This window comes from Enterococcus sp. E5-162 (genome assembly GCF_035725965.1).
In the GTDB taxonomy this organism is placed as follows: domain Bacteria; phylum Bacillota; class Bacilli; order Lactobacillales; family Enterococcaceae; genus Enterococcus_B; species Enterococcus_B lactis.
In genome coordinates this window covers 26,184-49,009 of record NZ_JAPRFV010000015.1, presented here as the reverse complement: position 1 = coordinate 49,009, position 22,826 = coordinate 26,184, and the positions used below count along the sequence as shown (strand labels likewise).

The following is a 22,826-nucleotide window of genomic DNA, read 5'->3' as shown; positions in this document are numbered from 1 at the left end:
CATTCAATTTCTTGATTTATTATAGCACACTCTTTTCAATATATCGTTTGATTCCGCTATGACAAAATCCAGCTTTATTCAAATTTTCTTGACACAGGGGACAAGCGGATGAGTATTTTCATAAACAATGAACTGACTGTAATAGATAGGAGAACGAACAGTGTCTCTAACCATCCAAATACATAATAATTCAAAAAGACGATAAGGCTATTCGTAAGTAACAGTCCTTGCGGCATTGGAAGCCGAAAAAATTTGTGGAAAATAATCGGCGGTATCGTTATCCCGCCATTTGAGGCTCCAACGGTGTACAATGTGTAAACCCCAAGACTGAACAAAAGACTTCCTGAAATCAGTGAAAAGAAATGTGAGGAGAGCATTTCCACTTTTGGAACAATCTCTAAAACAACAGGAAAAAGCAGACTTCCCGCTACAGTTTTAAAAAATACTGATTTTCCTAATAGAACAGCGGCTAGAAGCAGCATCATAAGGTTGATGATCCAAACAGTAACTGAGCGCTGGATAGAAAAGGCCGTTTCAACTAAATGTCCGATTGCGCCCACTCCGGCGGAAGCTATATCATGAGGGAGCAAGAACCAATTCAATCCAACTGTGATAAAGAAAAGACCTAAAAATATAACGGGTAGTTTTTTTATTTCTTGTGTCATTGATATCTCCTATAAATGTTAGCCATAAAAGGCTGTATATTTCTTTACTTTACCAAAAAAACGAAATCGAATTCAAAAAAACAATCGTTCTTATAAAAGTTATATAAAATCGATTGCCAGTTTCTGTTTTACCAATTAAAATGATAGTAATGTTTTGTAGAAAGTTGGAATCTGACCGATGGATAATCAAAGAAAACCAGCATTAGATCAATTATCACCGCAAGAAAAAATGGCACGAGGCTCTGCCTGGATGACCGCCAGTAATATCATTTCAAGGTTGCTAGGAGCTGTCTATATCATTCCTTGGTATGCTTGGATGGGCGAAAATGCTAAGGCTGCCAATGGATTATTCAATATGGGGTACAATATATATGCATTGTTTCTACTGATCTCTACAGCAGGAATACCCGCGGCGATCGCAAAACAAACCGCGCGATATAATTCGTTGAATGAATATGGCACTTCACGACGATTATTCATCCGGGCATTACAGATGATGGGCGGGTTAGGTCTGTTGTTCGCTTTGTTCATGTACATCGCCTCTCCTTGGCTAGCTCATGCTTCTGGTGGCGGAGAAAAACTGATTCCAACGATGCGCTCTTTGAGTATCGCTGTATTGGTTTTTCCTTGTATGAGTGTGATACGAGGGTATTTTCAAGGGAATCAAGAGATGATGCCTTATGCGCTGTCGCAGATCGTTGAACAAGTGGCACGTATTTTTTATATGCTATTGGCTACATTCATCATCATGAAAGTCATGAATGGCGATTATGTGACAGCGGTCACGCAATCAACTTTCGCGGCATTTATCGGTATGCTAGCAAGTATCCTTGTCCTTTTGTATTTTTTGAAGAAACATCAAGCGTATACATCTGCATTTATCCACTACAGCGAAAACAAAGTAAATATTGCAACGAAGGAATTGTTGTTAGATACCATTAAAGAAGCAATACCGTTTATTATCGTTGGTTCAGGGGTAACAATCTTCAAATTAGTCGATCAATTCACTTTTATGAGGATCATGTCCGCATCCACTGAATATTCCAACGCACAGTTGTTAGATCTTTTTTCGATTTTCAGTGCCAATCCAGATAAGTTGACGATGGTAGTTATCGCATTGGCAACATCGATCGCGTCTACCGGGTTACCGTTGATTACAGAAGCTGTTACGTTGAAAGATCGAGTAGGGCTGGCAAAATTGACGAGCGGAAATTTACAACTGTTTTCATTTTTTATGTTTCCAGCGACATTCGGTGTCATGTTACTCGCCTATCCGCTAAACACATTATTTTATACACCAGATTCTCTAGGAAGCAATGTACTGATCCAAGCAAGTTTTGTAGGACTCTTCTTAGGGTTATATATGCTAGTTTCCAACATGCTGCAAGGAATGTTTGAAAACAGGGCAGCAATCAGTTATTTGGTTGTTGGGTTTCTGGTGAAACTACTTCTTCAATATCCAGCCATTCGTTTATTTGAAGTGTATGGCCCTTTATTAGCGACAATGCTCGGGTTTGCTGTGTCTTGTACCTTAATCTTAAAGAGGATCCATGAAGTAGCCCGCTTTAAACCAAGTTTTGTCTGGCGTAGGACATTACTGATCTTTATTCTTACCTTGATTATGCTTTTTGCTTCGTGGATCACAAAGATAATTTTTGGGACTTTCTTAAATGAAGATAGCAAATTCCAGTCTCTATTATTGATTCTTGCAGTAGCAGGTATAGGGGCATTGGTGTACGGTTATTTAGCTTTGAAAATCCGTTTGGCAGAAAGACTACTAGGACCAGGAATAGCGCGTTTACGACACAAATTAAAAATAAAATAAGTGAATGGGAAGAGCAGAATCAATGCTCTTTTGAAATGGGGGAAACGCATGCGTTTAGATAAATTTTTAGCAGATATGGGACTTGGTAGCCGCAAAGAAGTCAAAGGATTGATCAAAAAAGGAACGATTGAAGTCAATGGGCAAGTGGTCAAAAGCGATAAAACGCAAGTAAACGAGTTTGAAGATACGGTTACTTATTTAGGAGAAATCATTGCGTATCAAAAAGATTTTTATTATATTTTGCATAAACCTGCAGGAGTCATTTCTGCTACTCAGGATAATCATGACCAAACCGTAATCGATTTGTTGAAAGATCAAGATTATCGGGAAGATCTTTTTCCAGTTGGCCGATTGGATAAAGACACGGAAGGCCTCCTGATTTTAACGAATGATGGGATATTTGCTCATCAGTTATTATCACCAAAAAAACACGTGGAGAAAGAATATCTAGCTGAGGTTAGCGGTATAATGACAGAAGAAGATATCCGTTTATTTGCAGAAGGATTAATTATTGATGGCGATGAGCAGACATTGCCGGCAAAACTCCAAATTGATCAAGTAGATCAAGAGTCAGAAACTTCAATTATCCGACTGATTTTGCATGAAGGGAAGTTTCACCAAGTCAAGCGAATGGTCAAAGCAGTAGGAAAAGAAGTCTTATATTTAAAAAGAATCCGTATGGGGAATTTTTGGCTGCCTAAAGATTTGAATAAAGGGCAGTATCGCCCCATGACCAAAGAAGAGCTAGAACAAGTGAGAGAAAAATAAGTGAATGGACAGTTAAAAGAATAAGTAGCGTAGTTGTAGCGCCATCTGAAAAGTAGACTTATCCGTCTGACTTTTGGATGGCCTTTTTGTGAAATTTCGACTTATTTCCGTAGAAGCTACTTCTGGAACATTGTTTGTTCAGAATAAGGGACTGTGACAAGACTTTTGTCACAGTCCCCATTGCTCCTTGTGACTCGGAGTTAGATAGTAAGGTCACGATCTCCCTAATATTCAGGACAAAACGCTGATTTCACAACCTCTGATAAACGGTGTGCAATCAGCTGACCCTCGGTATTAGCTCAAAAAACGGCAAAATATGAGAAACTATTTTTCCGTTCTTTTCTCTAATACTCAGGACAAAACGCTGATTTCACAACCTCTCCTATACTTTGTTTCATTTTCCCTATACTTTGTTTATTTATTCTCATTATTGAAAGCGCTATAATTGCGTTGGGAATGAATCGAAAGGGGTTTTTAGATGAAAAAACGAAAGGGGTTCAATCATTTTTTTATGAATCTATGGCGTTATAAAGCACTTGTCCTGATGGCTGTACCGGGTATGCTTTGGATGATTTTTTTCTTTTACATACCTGTAATGGCGAATGTCGTAGCATTCAAAAATTTTCATATTTCAGCAGATGGGTTCCTGGCTAGCCTGAGGGAAAGTCCTTGGGTGGGTTGGGAAAATTTCAAATTTTTATTTTCTTCGGACCAAGCATTTCTCATCACTAAAAATACAATTTTATATAATGTGACATTTATCCTTTTAAATCTGCTCATTTCAGTCGTATTTGCAATCATTATGAGCGAGTTGAGAAATAAACGACTTGTTAAAGTTTATCAAACGATGTCCTTGCTCCCTTATTTTCTATCTTGGGTCATTATCAGTTACTTCGTTTACGCCTTTTTAAGTCCCGACAAAGGAATATTCAACCAGTGGATTACTGGACACGGAGGAGAAGCTGTCAATTGGTATAATGAACCGAAATATTGGCCATTTATCTTAGTGTTCATCGGTACATGGAAAGGGATTGGTTATAACAGCATCATTTACTTTGCATCTGTTATGGGAATCGATCCGACTTATTATGAAGCTGCTATGGTTGATGGAGCTAGCAAATGGCAGCAAATCAAACATGTGACGATACCACAACTGATTCCATTGATGACGATTTTAACGATTTTAGCCGTAGGAAACATTTTTCGAGCTGATTTTGGCCTGTTTTATAACATTCCTAGGAATTCCGGTGCATTGTACGATGTGACTCAAGTTTTGGATACGTATATCTACAATGGGCTGACATCCACAGGAGATTTTGGTATGACGGCTGCTGCAGGACTTTATCAATCAGTTGTTGGTTTTGTCTTATTGATGATCACAAATACGGTCGCCCGTCGTTTTGATAGCGATTCTGCATTATTCTAAGGAGGAAAAAAATGAAAAAAAAGAAAGTGGAGAGAGTCCAAGTCCGTTCTTTCAATAAGACGACCAATTTTTTCTCTAATATAATGATTGCACTCTTTGCTATTTCCTGTATTTTGCCATTTATATTTGTTATTGCCATCTCTGTTACCGATGAGTCCGTATTGTCGACGCACGGGTACAGTTTTTGGCCAGAAAAATTCAGTCTATTTGGTTATACGTATTTGTTCGACCAGATGCAGGATAAAATTTTCCAAGCGCTTTATGTTACTATGCTTGTCACTGTTTTAGGTACACTGATCAATAGCACGGCTACTTCTTTATATGCTTATGCGATTTCGCGGTCAAATTTTCCATTCCGTCGTTTTTTTACCGTTTTTTGTTTGATTACGATGTTGTTCTCACCCGGTATGGTAGCTAATTATCTTGTTATGACAAATCTTCTCCAGTTAAAAGATACGATTTGGGCATTGATCTTGCCAATGGCTGTCAGCCCCTTCAATATTATTGTGATGCGCACATTCTTTAAACGTTCGGTCTCTGATTCGATTATTGAATCGGCGCGGATCGACGGAGCTAGCGAACTTCGAATATTCGTTCAAATCGTTTTACCGTTAGCTGTTCCTGGTATCGCAACAATCAGCTTATTTGCCGCATTGGGTTACTGGAATGACTGGTTCAATGCTTTACTATACATTCAAGATGATAAGCTAGTTCCACTACAGTATCTTTTGATGAAAATCCAAAGTAATATTCAATATCTGACGCAAAATTCAGGAGCAGGAAGCCAATTGACAGGTGGGCTAGCTTCAGTTCCAGGAGAATCCGCCAGAATGGCGATCGTAGTTATCTCTACGTTGCCTATTGCGATCAGCTATCCATTTTTCCAGAAACATTTTGTCAAAGGTCTAACGATCGGTGGAGTAAAAGAATAAAAAAATATAAATCATAAAATTAGGAGGAAGAAAAATGAAGTTATGGAAGAAACTAGCCTTTACAGGTGTTTCAGCATTATTGGTAGGTACATTAGCGGCATGCGGAGGTTCTGGTTCTAAAGAGCAAGCAGAAGCTAGTGATTCGGACACTTTGCAGATGTATCAAATCGGCGATAAACCGGATAATTTCGATCAATTGATGGAAGTGGCAAACAAACGAATCGAAAAAGAGATCGGTGCAAAAGTCAATATCAATTACATTGGTTGGGGCGATTACGAAAAGAAAATGAACGTCATCATTTCTTCCGGAGAAAATTACGATATCGCCTTTGCGAACAACTATGTTTCCAATGCTCAAAAAGGAGCCTTTGCTGATTTGACTGAATTAGCGCCTAAGTACGCTGAAAAAGCGTATAATGATTTAGATGAAGCTTATATCAAAGGAAATTTGGTGAATGGGAAATTATATGCCTTTCCAGTAAATGGAAATGTCTTTGCTCAACAAGTACTTACTTTTAACAAAGCTTTACTAGATAAATATGATCTTTCAATTGATGGAATCCAATCTTACGCTGATGCAGAAAAAGTTTTGAAAGAATTCCATGAAAAAGAACCAAACACGGCCGCTTTTGCCATTGGACAAGGATTCAAAGTCCAAGGAAACTTTGACTATCCTTTAGGGAACACTTTACCATTTGCTATTGATCTGGATGGAGATGATTCAAAAATCATCAATCAATACGACAATGAAACGTATATCGGCCTGTTGCGTACGATGCATAGCTGGTACAAACAAGGACTCATTCCAAGTGACGCTGCAACGAGCAATAAGGACTATCCACTAGAAGGAAATACTTGGCTGATGCGTGGAGAAACACAAGGACCCTATGATTACGGCGATACGATTTTGACAAATGCAGCAAAACAAGAACTAGTTTCAAAAGCAATTACTGTTCCATTGAAATCTACAGCTCAAGCACAAATGGCAAATTTTGTCGTATCCAATACTTCAAAAAATAAAGAAAAATCAGTAGAACTTCTAGGGCTGCTTAACAGTGATCCAGAATTATTGAATGGACTTGTTTGGGGAATCGAAGGAGAAGCATGGGAAAAAGTCGATGGTTCAGAGGATAAAATCAAATTGCTAGATGGTTATCAGCCAAACACACATATGTCTGCTTGGAATACAGGAAACAACAAGATTCTATATACACAAGAGTCCATTACGGATGACATGATTGCCAAACGCGACCAATCGATTGCTGAAGCAGAAACTTCACCGATTTTAGGATTCAGCTTCAACACGGACAGTGTGAAAACAGAATTAAGTAATATTTCAAATGTCATGAACCAGTATTTGGATGGATTGAATACAGGAACTGTTGATCCAGATGAAACATTGCCGAAATTAAAAGAAGCTTTAGATAAAGCTGGTTATGACAAGGTATTGAAAGAAATGCAAAAACAATATGACGAGTTTCGACAAGAACAATAATGAATAAAGACAAAGAGGTTGTGACAAAAACGTGTCGCAACCTCTTGTTCCGAATAAACGGTGTTCAAAACCTTGCATCTGCGGCAATCAGCCCAACCGAACGAAAAACGTAGAGAGCTATTTTTGTTCGGCTATTCTTATTACTTGATGCAGGGCAGCTCTTTTACAACCTTTAATACTCAGGCCATGGTGCTGATTGCCCAACCTTTTTGTATAATGAGAAAGTATAAACTTAATGTTTGGAGGAGAAGATATGTTAGGGAAGGTTTTGGAAGAGTTGTTTATCCGAATCTGGGTCGTTATAAAACTAACCTTATATTTCTGGATATACACGTTTGTCGGCGGAATCATCTTTGGATTAGGTACGGCATGGAAAACAGTCAATGAGTTATTTTATTTATATGGATTCGAGTATAAAGAAATCACGTTAAAAAGAGGCTGGAATATATATAAAAGAAATTTTTTAAGAGGAAATCTGCTATTTGGTTTATTTTTATCTAGTACTGCTTTATTGAGCTACAATCTATATCTATCTGTTCAAATCAAAGGACTCATTTTTTTAGCTATTGATTTTATTTTGCTTTTTGCCTTATTTTGTCTATTTGCTACTTATCAATACAGTATGATTTTAGACAGTGAATATACGATCTCTGTTCCTAATCTACTAAAGCTGAGTTTTATTTCGGTTTTTTCCAGCTTTTCGTCTTTTCTAAAAACAATTATTGGTAGCGGTATAATTATAGCTGTGACTTGGCAATTCAAAGGATTGATCTTATTTGGTGTCATTGGTCTTTTGACGGTTTGGAATGGTACGACGACGAAACAGTGGCGTGAAGAGTTAGATAAACAGTTGGAAAGTTATGAATAGGATCCGGATTCTATTTTCAAAAGGAACGTTACTGAATCGGCTGTTGCGGAAATATGCGGTTATCATGATTGGTGTAACGATGACTGCTACTATTATTTTTAGTGTCCATACGTGGGATCAAAACCAAAAGCAGGCAGAAAACATGACAAGTGATGCCGTTCAAAGTACAAGCAGAATGCTGAATGACAAAACAACTTTGAGTAGGATCATTAAAAACCAACTCGTCGGTGATTCCGAAAAAATCGAAAATGTCACTACCTACTTAACAAAACCCATAGATCAGTATTTGATGTATGTATATGAGCAGCAAAACAGTACCGACGAATTAGTTTCTTTCCCAAATCAAATCAAAGATCTTTATATAAATTATGAAGAACTAAGTGCGGTATATATCGTACTGAATCAGCTACCGGAGTATTATGAATCCTCTAGAGAAAACAAAGGCGGAGAAGTAAAAGCAGGAACGCCAAAATTACTAGACGCCTTTTATATCAAGTTGCCTATCACACAAGGAGGAGCTGAGTCAGGCAGTATTTTTATCGGTTTCCAAAAGAAAGAGCTAGATACGATTTTAGAGAATCTAACGTCATTCAATGGACTCTCTTTATACATGATTTCTGGCACGACAAATCGCTTGTATACGTTCCATGATAATAAAATAGCTAAAGAAACGTTTGGAAGACAAGAAACGATTATCTCAGAGAGTCTTCAGAAAAATTCACAATTGCCAATTGCTAATCTGAGAAAAAATAATTTTATCCAACATCAAGAACTGTCGGATGATTACCGAATATTAGCTGTATTAGATAAAAAAAGCGTAAAAATCGAAACGGGAAAAAACCTTGCCCCGCTGATTGTCGGTATCATTGTTTTAGACAGTATATTGCTTATCTTTCTTTATAAAACATTCAAACGATATTCACAGCAAATATCCATCGTCATGCAGGCAATGGAGCAAACAGCAGCAGGGAATTTAGAAACCCGGATTGATACAACAAAAACGGAATATGAACTAAAGGAACTTTCAATCGGTATCAACGAAATGTTGGATAGCATCAATCAATTTGTCGAAGACATCTACAAACTAGAAATCAAACAGCAAGATGCACATATGCGGGCGCTTCAAGCACAGATCAATCCGCATTTTTTATACAATACATTAGAATATATCCGAATGTATGCAATCAGCGAAGGAAGCGAAGAATTAGCAGATGTTGTATATGCTTTTTCTGCCTTGCTCCGAAACAACACAAATCAAGAGAAGACGATCACTTTGAAAGAAGAACTGGACTTTTGCGAAAAATATGTCTATTTATATCAAATGCGTTATCCTAATCGAGTGGCCTATCATTTTATGATCGATCCTGATTTGGAAAAGATCGAAGTACCTAAATTTGTGATTCAACCATTAGTTGAAAATTATTTTAAACATGGTATTGATTTTACTCGATTTGATAATGCCCTAAGTGTCAAAGTCTTACAGGAAGACAAGCGGGTAAGAATCATCGTCAAAGATAATGGAAGAGGGATGACTGAAAAACGGCTAAAACAGGTGGAAGAAAAACTGTCTCATCCCAAAGTGGAACTTCACGAATCAATCGGTCTGCAAAACGTGAATGAACGTTTACGTGCCAACTTCGGCAGCAGTTATTACATGTCGCTTGAGAATAATGAGACAGGTGGACTGACTGTTTCTATTACATTCAAGGAGGGGTGAACATGTACCAGGTGTTATTGGTAGATGATGAATACATGATTTTGAATGGGTTAAAAAAGATAATTGATTGGAAAAGTTTAGGGTTCCAAATAGTAGCAACAGCGGAGAATGCCAAAGAAGGACTATCTGTCCTTGAGCAACAGCGGATTGATCTAGTGGTAACGGATGTGACGATGCCAGAAATAAACGGACTGGAATTTATTGAAGCGGCTCAAAAAGAACATCATAATTTTGAATTTATGATTTTGTCCGGGTACCAAGAATTTGATTATTTGAAAGAAGGCATGCAATTAGGCGCAGTGAATTATTTGATGAAACCCGTGAATAAGTTCGAATTGATTGAAAGCCTCAAGAAAATCAAAACACGGTTAGACCAGCAAAATGAACAAAAAAATCAGCAAGAAATCTATCAGGAACTATTATTCAGTCAATGGTTGAATGAAGAGTTAGATGAAGCAAGTGAAGAAGAAATAATAGGACAAATCAGTGAGAAACAGCATAGAATAGTATTGATCCAATTATCAAGAATTCATGATCCTCTTATCAATACATGGTTGAAAGAACACCAGCAAATCTTTTATTATCAAAGAAATTATGGAGACCGTATATTGATTACGCTGTTGTTGGAGGCAGATGAAGTTGATGGATTTTGCTGTTTTGTCCAAGAAAACATCCCTGATCAGGAATGGCTGATCAGTATCGGGGAAGAGACAGATTCATTGGACAAGATCCCTGAAACATTTCAACAAGCGAAAGACAATCTACAATTACATCAATTTTATGGAGATAAAGACGAGCATGTTTTTTACGCAATACAAGCAACAATAAAAGAGCAAACCATCGATTTTTCAAGTTTCAGACGTGTGTTGCAAAATAAACGATTAGATGATGCCCAAAAAATGATCACTGATTTTTTCGAGCAATTTCAGTTAGCAGCCATGATGCCGGAAGACATCCGGTACTCCAGCTTTTTACTGTTTATGGAGATTCAACGGGAATTGATTGATCTAGAAGATGAGGAATATTTACAAGGAATCGAAAAAATTCATCAGGCAAAAACGGTGCAAGAACTCCATCAGCTTCTTCTGTCGTTCGTCCAAAAGCACCAGAGACAGAAAAAATACAGTGGCAATGTAGAAAAAGTAATCGAAATCCTGCATCAGCATTATCAAGAACCACTTACACTCAAAGAAGTGTCAGAAAGTTTGCATTTAAATGTCATGTATTTAGGGCAGTTGTTCAAAAAAGAAACGAAAAAAAGTTTTTCAGCTTATTTGAACCATTTGCGTATGGAAAAAGCAAAGCAGCTGCTTTTGCACAGTAATCAAAACGTCAATGAAATAGCAAGTGAGATTGGCTACAACAATACCACGTATTTCTCTAAATTATTCAAGAAGATTGTCGGCAGATCCCCTAAGGAGTATCGGGAAAAAAGAGGAGAATCCTAAAAAAAGAAGCGTATGGAATGAATCAATGTTCAAAAGTTTGCATCTGCGGTAATAAGCCCAACCAAACGAAAATAGGAGGAGCTATTTTTGTTTGGCTGTTCTTATTACTTGATGCAGGACAGCTTTTTCACAACCTTTTGTTAGTTATCGTTTGATAAAGAAAAAGGCAAATCTTTTGATCGATACTTCTTAGGATGAGGGACGATACCTAATTGGTAAGAAATCTTGCCGCCTTTCAGCAAATCTTGATGGGTAAAATATAATTTCGTATATTCTTTGTCCATCCGATTGATTTTATGGATAAATTGCTGTTGCGGCCGATTAGGAGTGGCTTCAATCGTCAATTCCTTTCCATTTGACAAAAGCACAACAGCCTTGTCCATTAAAGGCATACCGATAACATATTCACCGGTTCCTGGTGTGACAGGATAGAATCCCAGACTATTGAAGATATACCAAGCAGCCATACTTCCGTTGTCCTCATCTCCAGGGTAACCCGTTGAAGAATCGTTGAAAGTTTGAGTCATCAATTGTTTAAGCAATGGCTGTGCCATTTCGGGTTGTCCAATATAGCTGAACAAGTATGGGTAATGAAAACTTGGCTGATTGGAGATAGCTAACTGCCCAAATTCTATCGCAGCCATCTCGCTCATTTCATGAATCTCAAAACCATATCCTCCTGTTTCAAATGTCGGAGATTGATTGCACAAATCAATGAGTTTTTCTTTGAATCTCTCACTGCCGCCATATTTTTCGATCAACCCTGCAAAATCATGATAAACAGCAAAGCTGCTTTGCCAAGCACTGCCTTCTGCATAATCTTGTCCCCAACGATGAGCAGAAAATGGTTCTCTGAATTTGCCATTTTTATCTTTGGAACGCATCCATCCTGTCTCATAGTCAAAAATATTTTGATAGTTCAATGATCGTTGCTGATATTTTTTCACCGTTTCGTCCTCTGCTAGTACTTTGGCAACTTGACTAATACAAAAGTCGCTGTAAGCATAGTCTAGCGTATGATTGACCGATTCATGGTAGTGATTAGGAACATAGCCGTATGTCAAGTAATCCTCTGTCCCTTGTCGTCCATAATTTGGATGATTACTTTGAACTGTAGCGCCTTTCTTCATTGCTGTTAGAAATTCCTGCATCAAGTCTGGCCGAATATCTTTTACAGCAGCATCTGCAATGACTGCATCAATTAATGTCCCAGGCATTAGTCCACGTTCGTCAGGAGACAGCCATTTTGGCAAATAGCCACTTTCTCTATAGCTATTCAAAAAACCTTCCAGCATTTCTTCGTACTTTTCTACAGCAATCAAAGAATAAAGAGGATAAACCGTTTTATACGTATCCCAAAACCCATTATTTGTATAGAGAACACCAGGTTTCACAGATCGACTAGTCGTATCATAGTGGATTTTTTGCCCACTAGGATCCATTTCATAAAATGTCTGCGGAAATAAAAACACTCGATAGAAGTTATGATAAAACGTCCGCAATTGTTGTTGATCATGGTGTGTGAGCTGTATACGATCAAAATAGGATTGCCATTGTTTCTGGCTGTTAGCAAGGTAAGTCTCTTTGCTTTGGTTTTGTTCTAGTTCTAGGTTATAAGCTGCTTGTTCCGAGCTGATAAAAGATGTCCCGAATCGGATGATTTGTTTTTTTGTCTGTTCAAAATACAACGGGGTCGAATCGCTATTTTTGTTGGAAACAGCTAACTCATCAATTGTTAAAGGATATTCAAATCTCAATATAAAATAAAAAGAAAAATCAGGATCTTCTGAACCAGCAAAATGTGTGATTTTTCCTTCCACTGTGTAAGGATCTATAACAAAGAGCTGATGACGTCCCGGAAAGGATAAAAGTAAACCGCTATCATTTCTGCTGTAATCAATAGATAAGATTCCGCCATACATACTGGGTATCAATGTAGAGCGGATGCCATAACGCAATTGACGGATCGACAGATGAGTCGGGCAAAATATACTTTCTTCTGGGCGGTAAGAACTTTGAGCATGAAAAAGGGTATTTTCCTGTAATTTACCATTGATTGGCGTGAGCAGCATATGACTAAAATCGCCCATCCAAGGACTTGGTTGGTGGGTAAGTCGATAACCTTGAAAAACACGATCCTCAGGATGAAACCACCAGCTGCCGTTTTGATCGGTCGTTTGCGGTGCAAAATAATTCATCCCAAAAGGAACGCCAGTGTAAGGCTGGCAGTTCCCGTTAGAGAAATTTGGCTGATTAGCTGTGCCATGTCTAGTATCTATTTGACCGATATTCATTTTATTTCTCCTTTGTTGATTGTCTTTTGATAAATGAAACTGGAAATTTGCTGTCGGAAGGACGTTCGTTTGTCTCTAACCAAGTGATCAAAGCCTCTCCGGCAAGCTTGCCTAACTGTTCAAAATCTTGTGCAATGGTTGTCAGCGGTGGATCAACAAGAGCGGCTGCTTGGATATCATCAAATCCGATGATTGAAAAATCTTCAGGAACATGATAATCATGCTGTCTCAAGAAATTCATCGTCTGGATAGCAACAACATCGTTTTCGCAAACAAAAGCGGTCACTTCATACTTAGTGATATAAGAAAGCAATTCATCGAATGTCGCGCTTTTGTCATCCAGCGAAGTGTGGAAAGCCAAACCAGCTTTGTCTAATGCTTCAAGGTAACCAAGGTAACGCTGACGTACGGATTGTGGATGAGTCTGTGCACCAAATAAATAAGCGATTTTTGAATGTCCCTGTTCGATCAAATGAGAAGTAGCGAGCACACCACCTTGGAAGTTGTCGGAAAGCACGGTAGGAAAAGGCAATTCATAGATTTTTTTATCCAATATGATAACAGGGAATTCCTTTAATGAAAGCTCAAAAAGCAAGTCAAGATGCTGTTCTGTATCAAAGGCATAATAAATCAATCCATCAAATTCATGGATGAGTTCTTTTGCCGTTTTATTTTGTAAAAAATCATGTGTCGTCATCATGACATCCATCTGTTTATCCTGCATCACAGGATTCAATCCCTTGGTAAAATCACCAACAGACAAATCAGCGACATATGGAAGAAGAAACAGAATCCGCCGTGTTTTTGTAGGTGAAGGAAGCATCTGCTCCGGAGAAGCTGATTTAACAAAACTGCCTTTCCCACGAACGCGATAAATCAGCCCTAATTGCTCTAATTCAGTCAATGCACGTTTTGAAGTGATTCTGCTTACTTTATAAGTATGGGAAAGTTCCTTTTCAGTTGGTAGTTGGCTATCTACAGGTAATTCACCAGTTAAAATAGCCATTTGCAAATCATTAAATATTGTCTGGTACAATGGTTGATTCATATAAACACCTCTTAATGATATATCATATTTAAACAATACCATAATAGATGAAAAAGTAAATAAAAATTTATTTTTTTGAAAGCGTAGACATAAAATGACACAAGAGGTATAATCTTTAAAGATATATCAAATGAAAAGAGGAAATTTATATGGTTTATAAAGATATACCAAAGTCAGTACAAAAATTTATGAATGATATCACACAAAAATGCGGGAAAAACCATGCGGACTGGGCAACGAATTTTACAGCAGCATTTGCCAACACATTATTGACAACAGTCAAAAAGCAAAATGACGGTACTACTTTTTTATTGACAGGAGACATTCCTGCAATGTGGTTGCGAGATTCTACTGCACAAGTTCGTCCTTATTTAGTGATTGCAAAAGAAGATGAGGAACTAGCTGACATGATTAGTGGGTTGGTCAAAAAGCAATTTTTTTATATCAACATCGATCCATATGCGAATGCCTTCAATGAAGAAGCGAACGGTGCGGGACACCAAACAGATCACACAAAAATGAACGATTGGATCTGGGAAAGAAAATATGAAATTGATTCTTTATGCTACCCGATACAGTTGGCCTATCTTCTTTATAAAAATACAGGAAAAACGGACCAATTCAACCCAACTTTTATTGAAGGGATCAAAAAAATCTTAGGCGTGTTCGAAACAGAGCAGGATCATGAACACTCTCCTTATACATTTATACGAGATACGACAAGAAAAGAAGATACGCTGATCAATGACGGACGAGGAGCCAAAACAACTTTTACAGGTATGACATGGTCTGGGTTCCGTCCTAGCGATGATGCTTGCCGTTACGGATATCTGGTACCATCCAATATGTTTGCGGTGGTCGTGTTAGGTTATGTGGAAGAAATTTTCCAAACGATACTCGATGATAAAGAAATTGTACAGAAAGCACAAATATTGAAGAAAGAGATTCAAGAAGGTATCCAAAATCACGGACGGACGGTTAATCAAAAAGGGCAAACGATTTATGCATACGAAGTAGATGGAATGGGGCACGCGACGGTCATGGATGACAGCAATGTGCCCAATTTGATCGCGGCACCTTATTTGGGTTACTGTTCGGAAAAAGAGGAAGATTATCTTCAAACAAGAAGAACATTGTTGAGTAAAGAGAATCCATATTTTTATGAAGGAAAGTATGCAAAAGGAATTGGTTCTTCCCATACGCCAAAAGAGTATGTTTGGCCAATTGCACTAGCTATGGAAGGAATGACAACACCAGATAAATCTGAAAAAGAACGGCTATTGAATTTGCTTGTAGCAACTGATGCAGGAACACATCTTATGCACGAAGGATTTGATGTGAACAATCCTGAAAATTATACAAGAGAATGGTTTTCTTGGGCAAACATGATGTTTTGCGAATTAGTCATGGATTACTTTGATATTCGAGTAGAAAAATAGGAGGTACTGTAAATGAAAAAGAAAGTATATATCATTTCTCATAGTCACTGGGATCGTGAATGGTACATGGCTTACGAACAGCATCACATGCGGTTGATTGAATTGATAGACGATTTATTAGAGCTATTTGAAGTTGATCCGTCCTTCAACAGTTTTCATTTGGATGGGCAAACGATTATTTTAGATGACTATCTTCAAGTAAGACCAGAAAAAAGACAGGCGCTCCAACAAGCAATCAATGAAGGAAAATTGAGAATCGGACCATTTTATATCTTGCAAGATGATTTTCTGATCAGTTCGGAATCAAACGTGAGAAATATGCTGATTGGTATGGAAGAAAGCCGTAAATGGGGAACCCCCGTCATGTTAGGTTATTTTCCTGATACATTTGGAAATATGGGACAGACGCCTCAATTAATGAAACAAGCTGGTATTTCAGCAGCGGCGTTTGGCCGTGGGGTAAAACCAATTGGCTTTGACAATCAAGTTCTGGAAGCAGAAAACTATTCTTCTCAATACTCAGAGATGTGGTGGAAAGGACCTGATCAAACAGAAATTTTTGGTCTGTTATTTGCCAATTGGTATAGCAATGGGAACGAGATTCCCGTAGAAAAAGAAGCTGCTCGTGTCTTTTGGAAGCAGAAATTAGCAGATGCAGAACAATATGCATCTACTGATCATCTATTAATGATGAATGGTGTTGATCATCAACCAGTACAAAAAGATATATCAAAAGCAATTCATCTCGCAAATGAGCTGTTTCCAGATTACGAGTTCATCCATTCTAATTTTACTGACTATCTGGAAGCAGTTCGACAAGAGTTGCCAGAAGACTTAGGTTCAGTAGAAGGAGAATTGACAAGTCAAGAAACGGATGGCTGGTATACTTTAGCCAATACAGCATCTGCTCGCGTTTATTTGAAACAATGGAATACCAAGGTCCAACGGCAGCTAGAAAACATCACAGAACCACTTGCGACGATGGCTTACGAAGTTACAGGGATTTATCCCCACGATCAATTAGATTATGCTTGGAAGACATTAATGCAAAATCATCCTCATGACAGTATTTGCGGTTGTTCAGTCGATTCTGTCCATCGGGAAATGATTCCTCGTTTTGAAAAAGCAGATGAAGTCGGAAAGTATCTTGCACAAGATTCTTTAGAACAACTGGCCACAGCAATCGATACAACTGGATTTCCAAAAGACAGCTTTCCATTTGTCGTTGTAAATACTGCAGGAATGGATAAAACTGGCGAAGCAGAAATAACCATCGAATTAGAAAGAAAAAGATTCGCTGAGGGAATACCGGAACATCTGTATCAAGAGTTAGAACAGTTGCCTAGACGGAAGTATCACGTAGAAACAAAAAGCGGGGCCACTATACCAGCTATTTTATCTGAAGAAACTGTACAATTTGGTTATGATTTGCCGAAAGATCGTTTCCGTGTGCCATATATGGCAAGGACAATCAAGGTAACTTTACCAATAAAAAACATGCCAGCTTTTTCTTGGGAAACATTCGCGCTTGTAGAAGGGGAAGCGAAAGCAGAAGAAAAGGAAACAATGATCCGTCAGAGTGGACGAATCGTCGAAAACGCCCACCTGCGTTTGACGATTAAAAAAAACGGTACCATTACAATGGAAGATCGTAAAAACAAACGAAAATGGAATAACCTGCATATTTTTGAAGATATCGGTGATATAGGAAACGAGTATATCTTTAAGCAACCTGTCTATGATCAACCAATCCTATCCAGTAATCAAGAGGACTCTGAAGTAAAAGTATTAGTAGATACACCAGAAATAGCAAAAATAAGTATTCTACAGGAAATGGAGATCCCAGTTTCTGCAGACGAGCGTTTAGAGAAAGAACAACGGATGGTTGTAGAATTTCGTTATCGAAAAGCAGAACGATCTAAAGAAAAACGGATCCTTCAAATAGAAACGATCATGACAGTCAGAAAAGATAGTAAAAAAATCGACTTTGAAACGACTCTTGACAATCAAATGAAAGATCATCGATTGCGTATCTTGTTTCCTACAAAGTTACATGTGGAACATCACGAAGCAGATAGTATTTTTGAAGTAGTAAAGCGCCCAAACCATGTATCTAGGAGCTGGGAAAATCCCACGAATCCGCAACATCAGCAAGCATTTGTCAATATTCATGATGAACAGAACGGTGTAACAGTTGGTAACTTTGGTTTGAATGAATACGAAGTAACAGCAGATGGACAAATCGCGGTGACGCTACTTCGCTGTGTAGGAGAACTAGGAGATTGGGGGTATTTTCCAACACCAGAAGCACAGTGTTTAGGTAAGCATCAGTTCAATTACAGCGTTGAACTACATGGACCAGAAGAAACATTCTCTACTTATTTGCATGCATACGCGGCACAGATTCCTTTTTCCACTCAACAAATCAAACATCATGAAGGAACATTGGCATCAAAACAACAATATTTAACGATAAAAAGTGAAACGTTTGCAATTACAGCTTTGAAACGGAGTAAGTTTAGTGATAAAGTAGTAGTGAGAGGTTTCAATATGTCTAGTCATTTAGAAAAATTAGAAATAACTAAAGACAATCGAAAAACGGTCATATTGAATCTGCTTGAAGAACCAACGCAGCAATCGGTTGTCCCGATAATCCAACCTTATGAAATTCGGACAATCGGATTCGAGGAGGAAAACTAAATGTATGGCGGAATAGAAGCAGGCGGAACAAAATTTGTGTGTGCGGTTTCAGAAGATGGAGAGATTTTGGAAAAAACAAGTATTCCTACCACAACACCAGAAGAAACATTGGATCAAGTATTTGAATTTTTTGATCGTTATGAACTGAATGGAATCGGGATTGGCTCATTCGGCCCGATTGGTATCGACCAAACAAAAGATAATTACGGATACGTTTTGGCAACTCCCAAAAAAGGATGGGCACAATTTGATTTTCTCGGCACAATCAGGAAACGCTACAATGTTCCTGTTGCTTGGACGACGGATGTCAATGCGGCTGCATACGGGGAGCTGAAGCAAGGGGCGGCACAAGGAAAAAATAGTTGTATTTACCTTACCGTGGGAACAGGAATCGGTGCAGGCGTTGTGATCAATGAGGAAATTTTTTCAGGAATCGCACATCCTGAAATGGGACATATTTGGGTAAAACGCCATCCAGATGATCAATATGAAGGCACTTGTCCTTATCATAAAGACTGTTTAGAAGGATTAGCAGCAGGTCCGTCTATTGAGGCACGTATAGGAATCAAAGGGCAAGATCTGCCACAAGATCATCCGATTTGGGATATTCAAGCTTTCTATATTGCTCAAGCACTGATCAACTATACGTTGACGTTAGCACCTGAAAAGATTATTTTAGGCGGCGGGGTAATGAATCAGGATCATCTCCTTCAAAAAATTCGTCAGCAATTTGTTGAATTGATGGGTGGCTACATGGAAACACCTCAAGTAAGTGAATATATCGTTCGTTGGGGACTGCCGAATGAAAGTGGGATTATCGGTAGTTTGCTGTTAGCAGAACACGAACATCAAAAGTAAGCAGACAAGTTACACAAAAAGAACGTAGTCTTATCAGCAGATAATGATAGGACTACGATCTTCTTTCTATTTCCACAATCCGGGTAAAGCTTTACCAACTATTTTTTCTTGAGTAAATGGATGAATCATGTGCAGTTCTAATGCATGGAGCATCAGCCGTTCAGCTGGTCTATTTTGGTAAAGAGGGTCTCCGACGATTGGATGCCCTATATGAGCTAAGTGAACTCTGATCTGGTGCGTACGACCGGTTTCCAAAACACAATACACTTGTGTTTTTCCAGAAAGTACTTTGTCGACAGTGACATGTGTCAAGGCGTTCTGACCATTTTTATCATCTACGACCCGTTTTCTCCGATCATGGCGATCGCGTCCGATTTTATTGGTAATAGTCCTATCTTTGGCGATTTTCCCCCATACGATGGCTTGATATCTCCGATAGATCATTTTTTGTTCCAACATTCTTCCAAGTATCGGCAAGACAAATGGGTTTTTTGCAAATAAAACAGCGCCGCTTGTTTCTTTGTCCAAACGGTGGACAACATAAGGTCGTTGTTTTTTCGTATCGAGATAAGCAGCTAAGTGATTGAGCAAGGTACTGTTTTCTGTTGGTTCGTTTGGATGAGTCTTCATTCCTGCAGGCTTATCCACTATAATCAAATGTTCATCTTCATATAAAACACGGATGTGCTTCGCATCTCCTAATTGGACTTCTTGATAATTATAATCTGTTTCTTCGAATAACAATGTGATCTGGTCATTGCCTTTTACTTCATGATGGAACAAAGCAGGTTGTTGATTGATCCAAACGTTTTTACGTATACGCAAAAAGTGCCGAACCTTTCTAGGAACTAACCATTCCTTTTCAAGCAAGTCGCGAATCGTTGTTTCAGGGTGGTTCATAGGTAAAGTAATCGTGATTTTCACAAGTGTACTCCTTTCGGTAAAATTGCAGACTAATTGTACCATTTTTAAAACATATTTAAGAAAAAACTTACATTTTTCTGTTCATTCTTATGTTACTCTACTTGCACTAGCGAAAAAAAACAAATCGAACTACAACTTAAGCAGGAAGAAAACACTCTTTCATTATGGTAAAATAAGACGATTGAATTGAATAGACAGGAGAAGAAGCGAATGGATTTTCAAAGCATTTTAGGAAAGATAAAAGCTGCTTTGATCAGTTTTTGGCGATGGATCAGACCATATCTCGGACAATTCCATCGATGGCGAAAGCGCATTTGGAAAAAATATCATGTGAACAAATTGATTTTGCTGATTGGTTTGATCTGTGTCTTAGTGACAAGTATCTACCTTTTTATTTTAGCCAAACAAGCAAATGTCGAAACGTTAAAATCTGGATTAAGCCAATCGACAGTCATTTATGACAAGAAAAATGAAGAAGCTGGCACACTGTACGCCCAAAAAGGGACATACGTAGAATTAAACGCGATTTCTCCCTATATCCAAGATGCGGTGATCTCGACAGAAGATAGGAATTTTTACGAACATCACGGATTTGATATCAAAGGAATCGCCCGTGCGGCTGTTCGGATGGTTTTGTCTGGCGGAACATCAGGGGGCGGAGGAAGTACGATCACTCAGCAGCTTGCCAAAAATGCTTATCTGACATTAGATCAAACATTTGATCGAAAAGCGAAGGAATTATTTTTGGCAATCGAGATCGAAAAGAAGTACAGCAAAGAAGAAATCTTGACCATGTATCTTAACAATGCCTATTTTGGCAACGGGGTATGGGGTGTCCAAGACGCTTCCAGAAAGTATTTTGGAGTAGATGCAACGAATGTTACGCTATCTGAGGCTGCTACTTTGGCAGGAATGCTGAAAGGTCCTGGTATTTATAATCCGATTGATCACCCAGCAAATGCGAATGATCGGAAAAACACAGTATTAAGCGTAATGGAAGAAAACGGAAAAATCACAAAAGAACAAGAACAAGCAGAAAGCCAGACAGACATCAGTGCTTATCTTCATGACACATACGACAATTCAGATTCTGGTTATCGTTATCCTTATTATTTTGATGCAGTGATCGATGAAGCAGTTAACGAGTATGGTCTTGATGAAGAAGATGTCATGAATAAAGGCTATAAAATCTATACAGCTTTAGATCAGGATTACCAAAAGCAATTAGAAGCTACTTATCAAAATAATGCATTATTCCCAGCAAATGCTTCAGATGGTGCCATGGTCCAATCTGCTTCAGTAGCTTTAGATCCGAATACAGGCGGTGTACAAGCATTAGTAGGACGAAGAGGAGATCATGTCTTTAGAGGATTCAGCTTTGCTACACAGATGCGCCGTTCTCCAGGATCAACGATCAAACCATTAAGCGTGTATACACCAGCGTTGGAAGCTGGCTACAAGCCTTCTAGTGTCTTGAAAGATGAACCGCAAAGTTATTACGATGCGCATAATTTTGACGGGACATACCAAGGAGAAGTACCGATGTATCAGGCTGTTGCACAAAGTTTGAACTTGCCTGCTGTATGGCTTTTGCATGAGATCGGTTTACAAAAAGGATATGATAAAGCAGAAGAATTCGGCCTGCCTTTAGCAAAATCTGATAAGTATTATGGCTTAGCTCTTGGCGGATTAGAAAAAGGAGTATCTCCAATGATCATGGCGGGTGCTTACAGTGCATTTGCCAATGAAGGTCAGATGTATACGCCGCATCTCATCACGAAAATCGTTGATTCAACTGGAGCGGTGATCATCGATAATACAAACAAAAAGCCAAAACAGGTCATATCAAAGGAAACAGCCGATGAAATGACTAGCATGCTTCTTGGTACATTCTCAAATGGGACAGCAGCTGCTGCGAATCCTGCAGGTTATACGATAGCAGGGAAAACAGGAACCACAGAAACTAATTTCGATGCCACGAAAGCAAATGACCAATGGATGATTGGGTATACGCCAGACGTAGTGATTTCGACATGGATGGGGTATGAAGAATCCAGCAAGCTGCATTATTTGGAAGGGACAAGTGGAAATGTTGTCGGGAAAGTCTTCAAATCAGCGGCAGAAGGTATCCTTCCTTATACTTCCAAAACAGGATTTAGTGTAGCGGATGCCTATGCCACAGGAGGGCAAGTAGTAGCAGCAGATCAAGTTGGAAACACAGGTAATTCTAATGGAGAGTCTGGAAATTGGCAAGATAACTTGAATCAATACGGTGAACAAGCAAAAGAAGGATTGAAGAATTTCGGCGATATGGTGAAAGAAGGCGTTCAGGGAATTGGTGAAGCGGCTAAAGACCTCTGGCGGAAATATCAAGGAGAGTAGACCCTTTGAAAACGAATAACCCCATGTTACAATAGAG

At 38.6% G+C, this 22,826-nt stretch carries 16 protein-coding genes; 12 read left to right on the top strand and 4 right to left on the bottom strand.

Annotated elements, in window-relative coordinates; all coding sequences use genetic code 11:
- Positions 1 to 74 precede the first annotated feature (74 nt).
- A complete protein-coding gene (locus OZZ83_RS12970) occupies positions 75 to 665 on the bottom strand; it encodes a YitT family protein (protein ID WP_002310826.1) in 591 nt (196 codons plus the stop codon).
- A 178-nt stretch (positions 666 to 843) separates the two neighbouring features.
- Between OZZ83_RS12970 and OZZ83_RS12965 the strand changes: the two genes are divergently transcribed.
- From OZZ83_RS12965 to OZZ83_RS12930, 8 genes are all read left to right on the top strand, one after another.
- Complete coding sequence (locus OZZ83_RS12965; RefSeq protein WP_278023818.1) at positions 844 to 2,490, top strand: putative polysaccharide biosynthesis protein; 1,647 nt, start codon at positions 844 to 846, stop codon at positions 2,488 to 2,490.
- Positions 2,491 to 2,538: 48 nt separating this feature from the next.
- A complete protein-coding gene (locus tag OZZ83_RS12960; RefSeq protein WP_002320519.1) occupies positions 2,539 to 3,258 on the top strand; it encodes a pseudouridine synthase in 720 nt (239 codons plus the stop codon).
- Between the two features lie 478 nt (positions 3,259 to 3,736).
- On the top strand, positions 3,737 to 4,684 hold the full coding sequence (locus tag OZZ83_RS12955) for an ABC transporter permease (protein WP_002310829.1): 948 nt from the start codon (positions 3,737 to 3,739) through the stop codon (positions 4,682 to 4,684).
- Positions 4,685 to 4,695: 11 nt separating this feature from the next.
- Positions 4,696 to 5,616: a carbohydrate ABC transporter permease gene (locus OZZ83_RS12950; RefSeq protein ID WP_002310830.1), complete on the top strand. Its 921-nt coding sequence runs from the start codon at positions 4,696 to 4,698 to the stop codon at positions 5,614 to 5,616.
- Between the two features lie 34 nt (positions 5,617 to 5,650).
- Positions 5,651 to 7,111: an ABC transporter substrate-binding protein gene (locus OZZ83_RS12945; RefSeq protein WP_002320518.1), complete on the top strand. Its 1,461-nt coding sequence runs from the start codon at positions 5,651 to 5,653 to the stop codon at positions 7,109 to 7,111.
- A gap of 253 nt (positions 7,112 to 7,364) precedes the next feature.
- Positions 7,365 to 7,979: a YesL family protein gene (locus OZZ83_RS12940; protein WP_002314457.1), complete on the top strand. Its 615-nt coding sequence runs from the start codon at positions 7,365 to 7,367 to the stop codon at positions 7,977 to 7,979.
- Entirely contained in the window at positions 7,972 to 9,696 is a 1,725-nt protein-coding gene (locus OZZ83_RS12935; RefSeq protein ID WP_002310834.1) for a sensor histidine kinase, read from the top strand. The genes OZZ83_RS12940 and OZZ83_RS12935 overlap by 8 nt, the downstream gene beginning before the upstream one ends.
- Positions 9,697 to 9,698: 2 nt before the next feature.
- Positions 9,699 to 11,144 (top strand): response regulator transcription factor, encoded by a 1,446-nt coding sequence (locus OZZ83_RS12930; RefSeq protein WP_002310835.1) that lies wholly within the window; start codon positions 9,699 to 9,701, stop codon positions 11,142 to 11,144.
- Between the two features lie 140 nt (positions 11,145 to 11,284).
- Here the strand turns inward: OZZ83_RS12930 and OZZ83_RS12925 are convergent, their stop codons facing one another.
- Both OZZ83_RS12925 and OZZ83_RS12920 read right to left on the bottom strand, forming a co-directional pair.
- Positions 11,285 to 13,438, bottom strand: a complete 2,154-nt coding sequence (locus tag OZZ83_RS12925) for a GH92 family glycosyl hydrolase (protein WP_002314460.1) — start codon at positions 13,436 to 13,438, stop codon at positions 11,285 to 11,287.
- A gap of 1 nt (position 13,439) precedes the next feature.
- Complete coding sequence (locus tag OZZ83_RS12920) at positions 13,440 to 14,486, bottom strand: GntR family transcriptional regulator (protein WP_002310837.1); 1,047 nt, start codon at positions 14,484 to 14,486, stop codon at positions 13,440 to 13,442.
- Between the two features lie 149 nt (positions 14,487 to 14,635).
- Here OZZ83_RS12920 and OZZ83_RS12915 point away from each other — a divergent pair, with 149 nt between their 5' ends.
- The 3 genes from OZZ83_RS12915 to OZZ83_RS12905 are packed head-to-tail and all read left to right on the top strand — an operon-like array spanning position 14,636 to position 19,483.
- Positions 14,636 to 15,925: a glycoside hydrolase family 125 protein gene (locus OZZ83_RS12915; protein ID WP_002310838.1), complete on the top strand. Its 1,290-nt coding sequence runs from the start codon at positions 14,636 to 14,638 to the stop codon at positions 15,923 to 15,925.
- A 12-nt stretch (positions 15,926 to 15,937) separates the two neighbouring features.
- Positions 15,938 to 18,625: an alpha-mannosidase gene (locus tag OZZ83_RS12910; protein WP_002348181.1), complete on the top strand. Its 2,688-nt coding sequence runs from the start codon at positions 15,938 to 15,940 to the stop codon at positions 18,623 to 18,625.
- Positions 18,626 to 19,483 carry an ROK family protein gene (locus tag OZZ83_RS12905; RefSeq protein ID WP_002310840.1) on the top strand — a complete coding sequence of 286 codons (858 nt, stop codon included), beginning with the start codon at positions 18,626 to 18,628 and terminating at the stop codon, positions 19,481 to 19,483. It begins immediately after the preceding gene.
- A gap of 66 nt (positions 19,484 to 19,549) precedes the next feature.
- On the opposite strand, the gene OZZ83_RS12900 is transcribed toward OZZ83_RS12905, so the two are convergent.
- Positions 19,550 to 20,407 (bottom strand): RluA family pseudouridine synthase, encoded by an 858-nt coding sequence (locus tag OZZ83_RS12900; protein ID WP_002310841.1) that lies wholly within the window; start codon positions 20,405 to 20,407, stop codon positions 19,550 to 19,552.
- Between the two features lie 210 nt (positions 20,408 to 20,617).
- On the opposite strand from OZZ83_RS12900, the gene OZZ83_RS12895 reads away from it, so the two are divergent.
- Positions 20,618 to 22,789, top strand: a complete 2,172-nt coding sequence (locus OZZ83_RS12895) for a PBP1A family penicillin-binding protein (RefSeq protein WP_002310843.1) — start codon at positions 20,618 to 20,620, stop codon at positions 22,787 to 22,789.
- Positions 22,790 to 22,826: the final 37 nt, after the last annotated feature.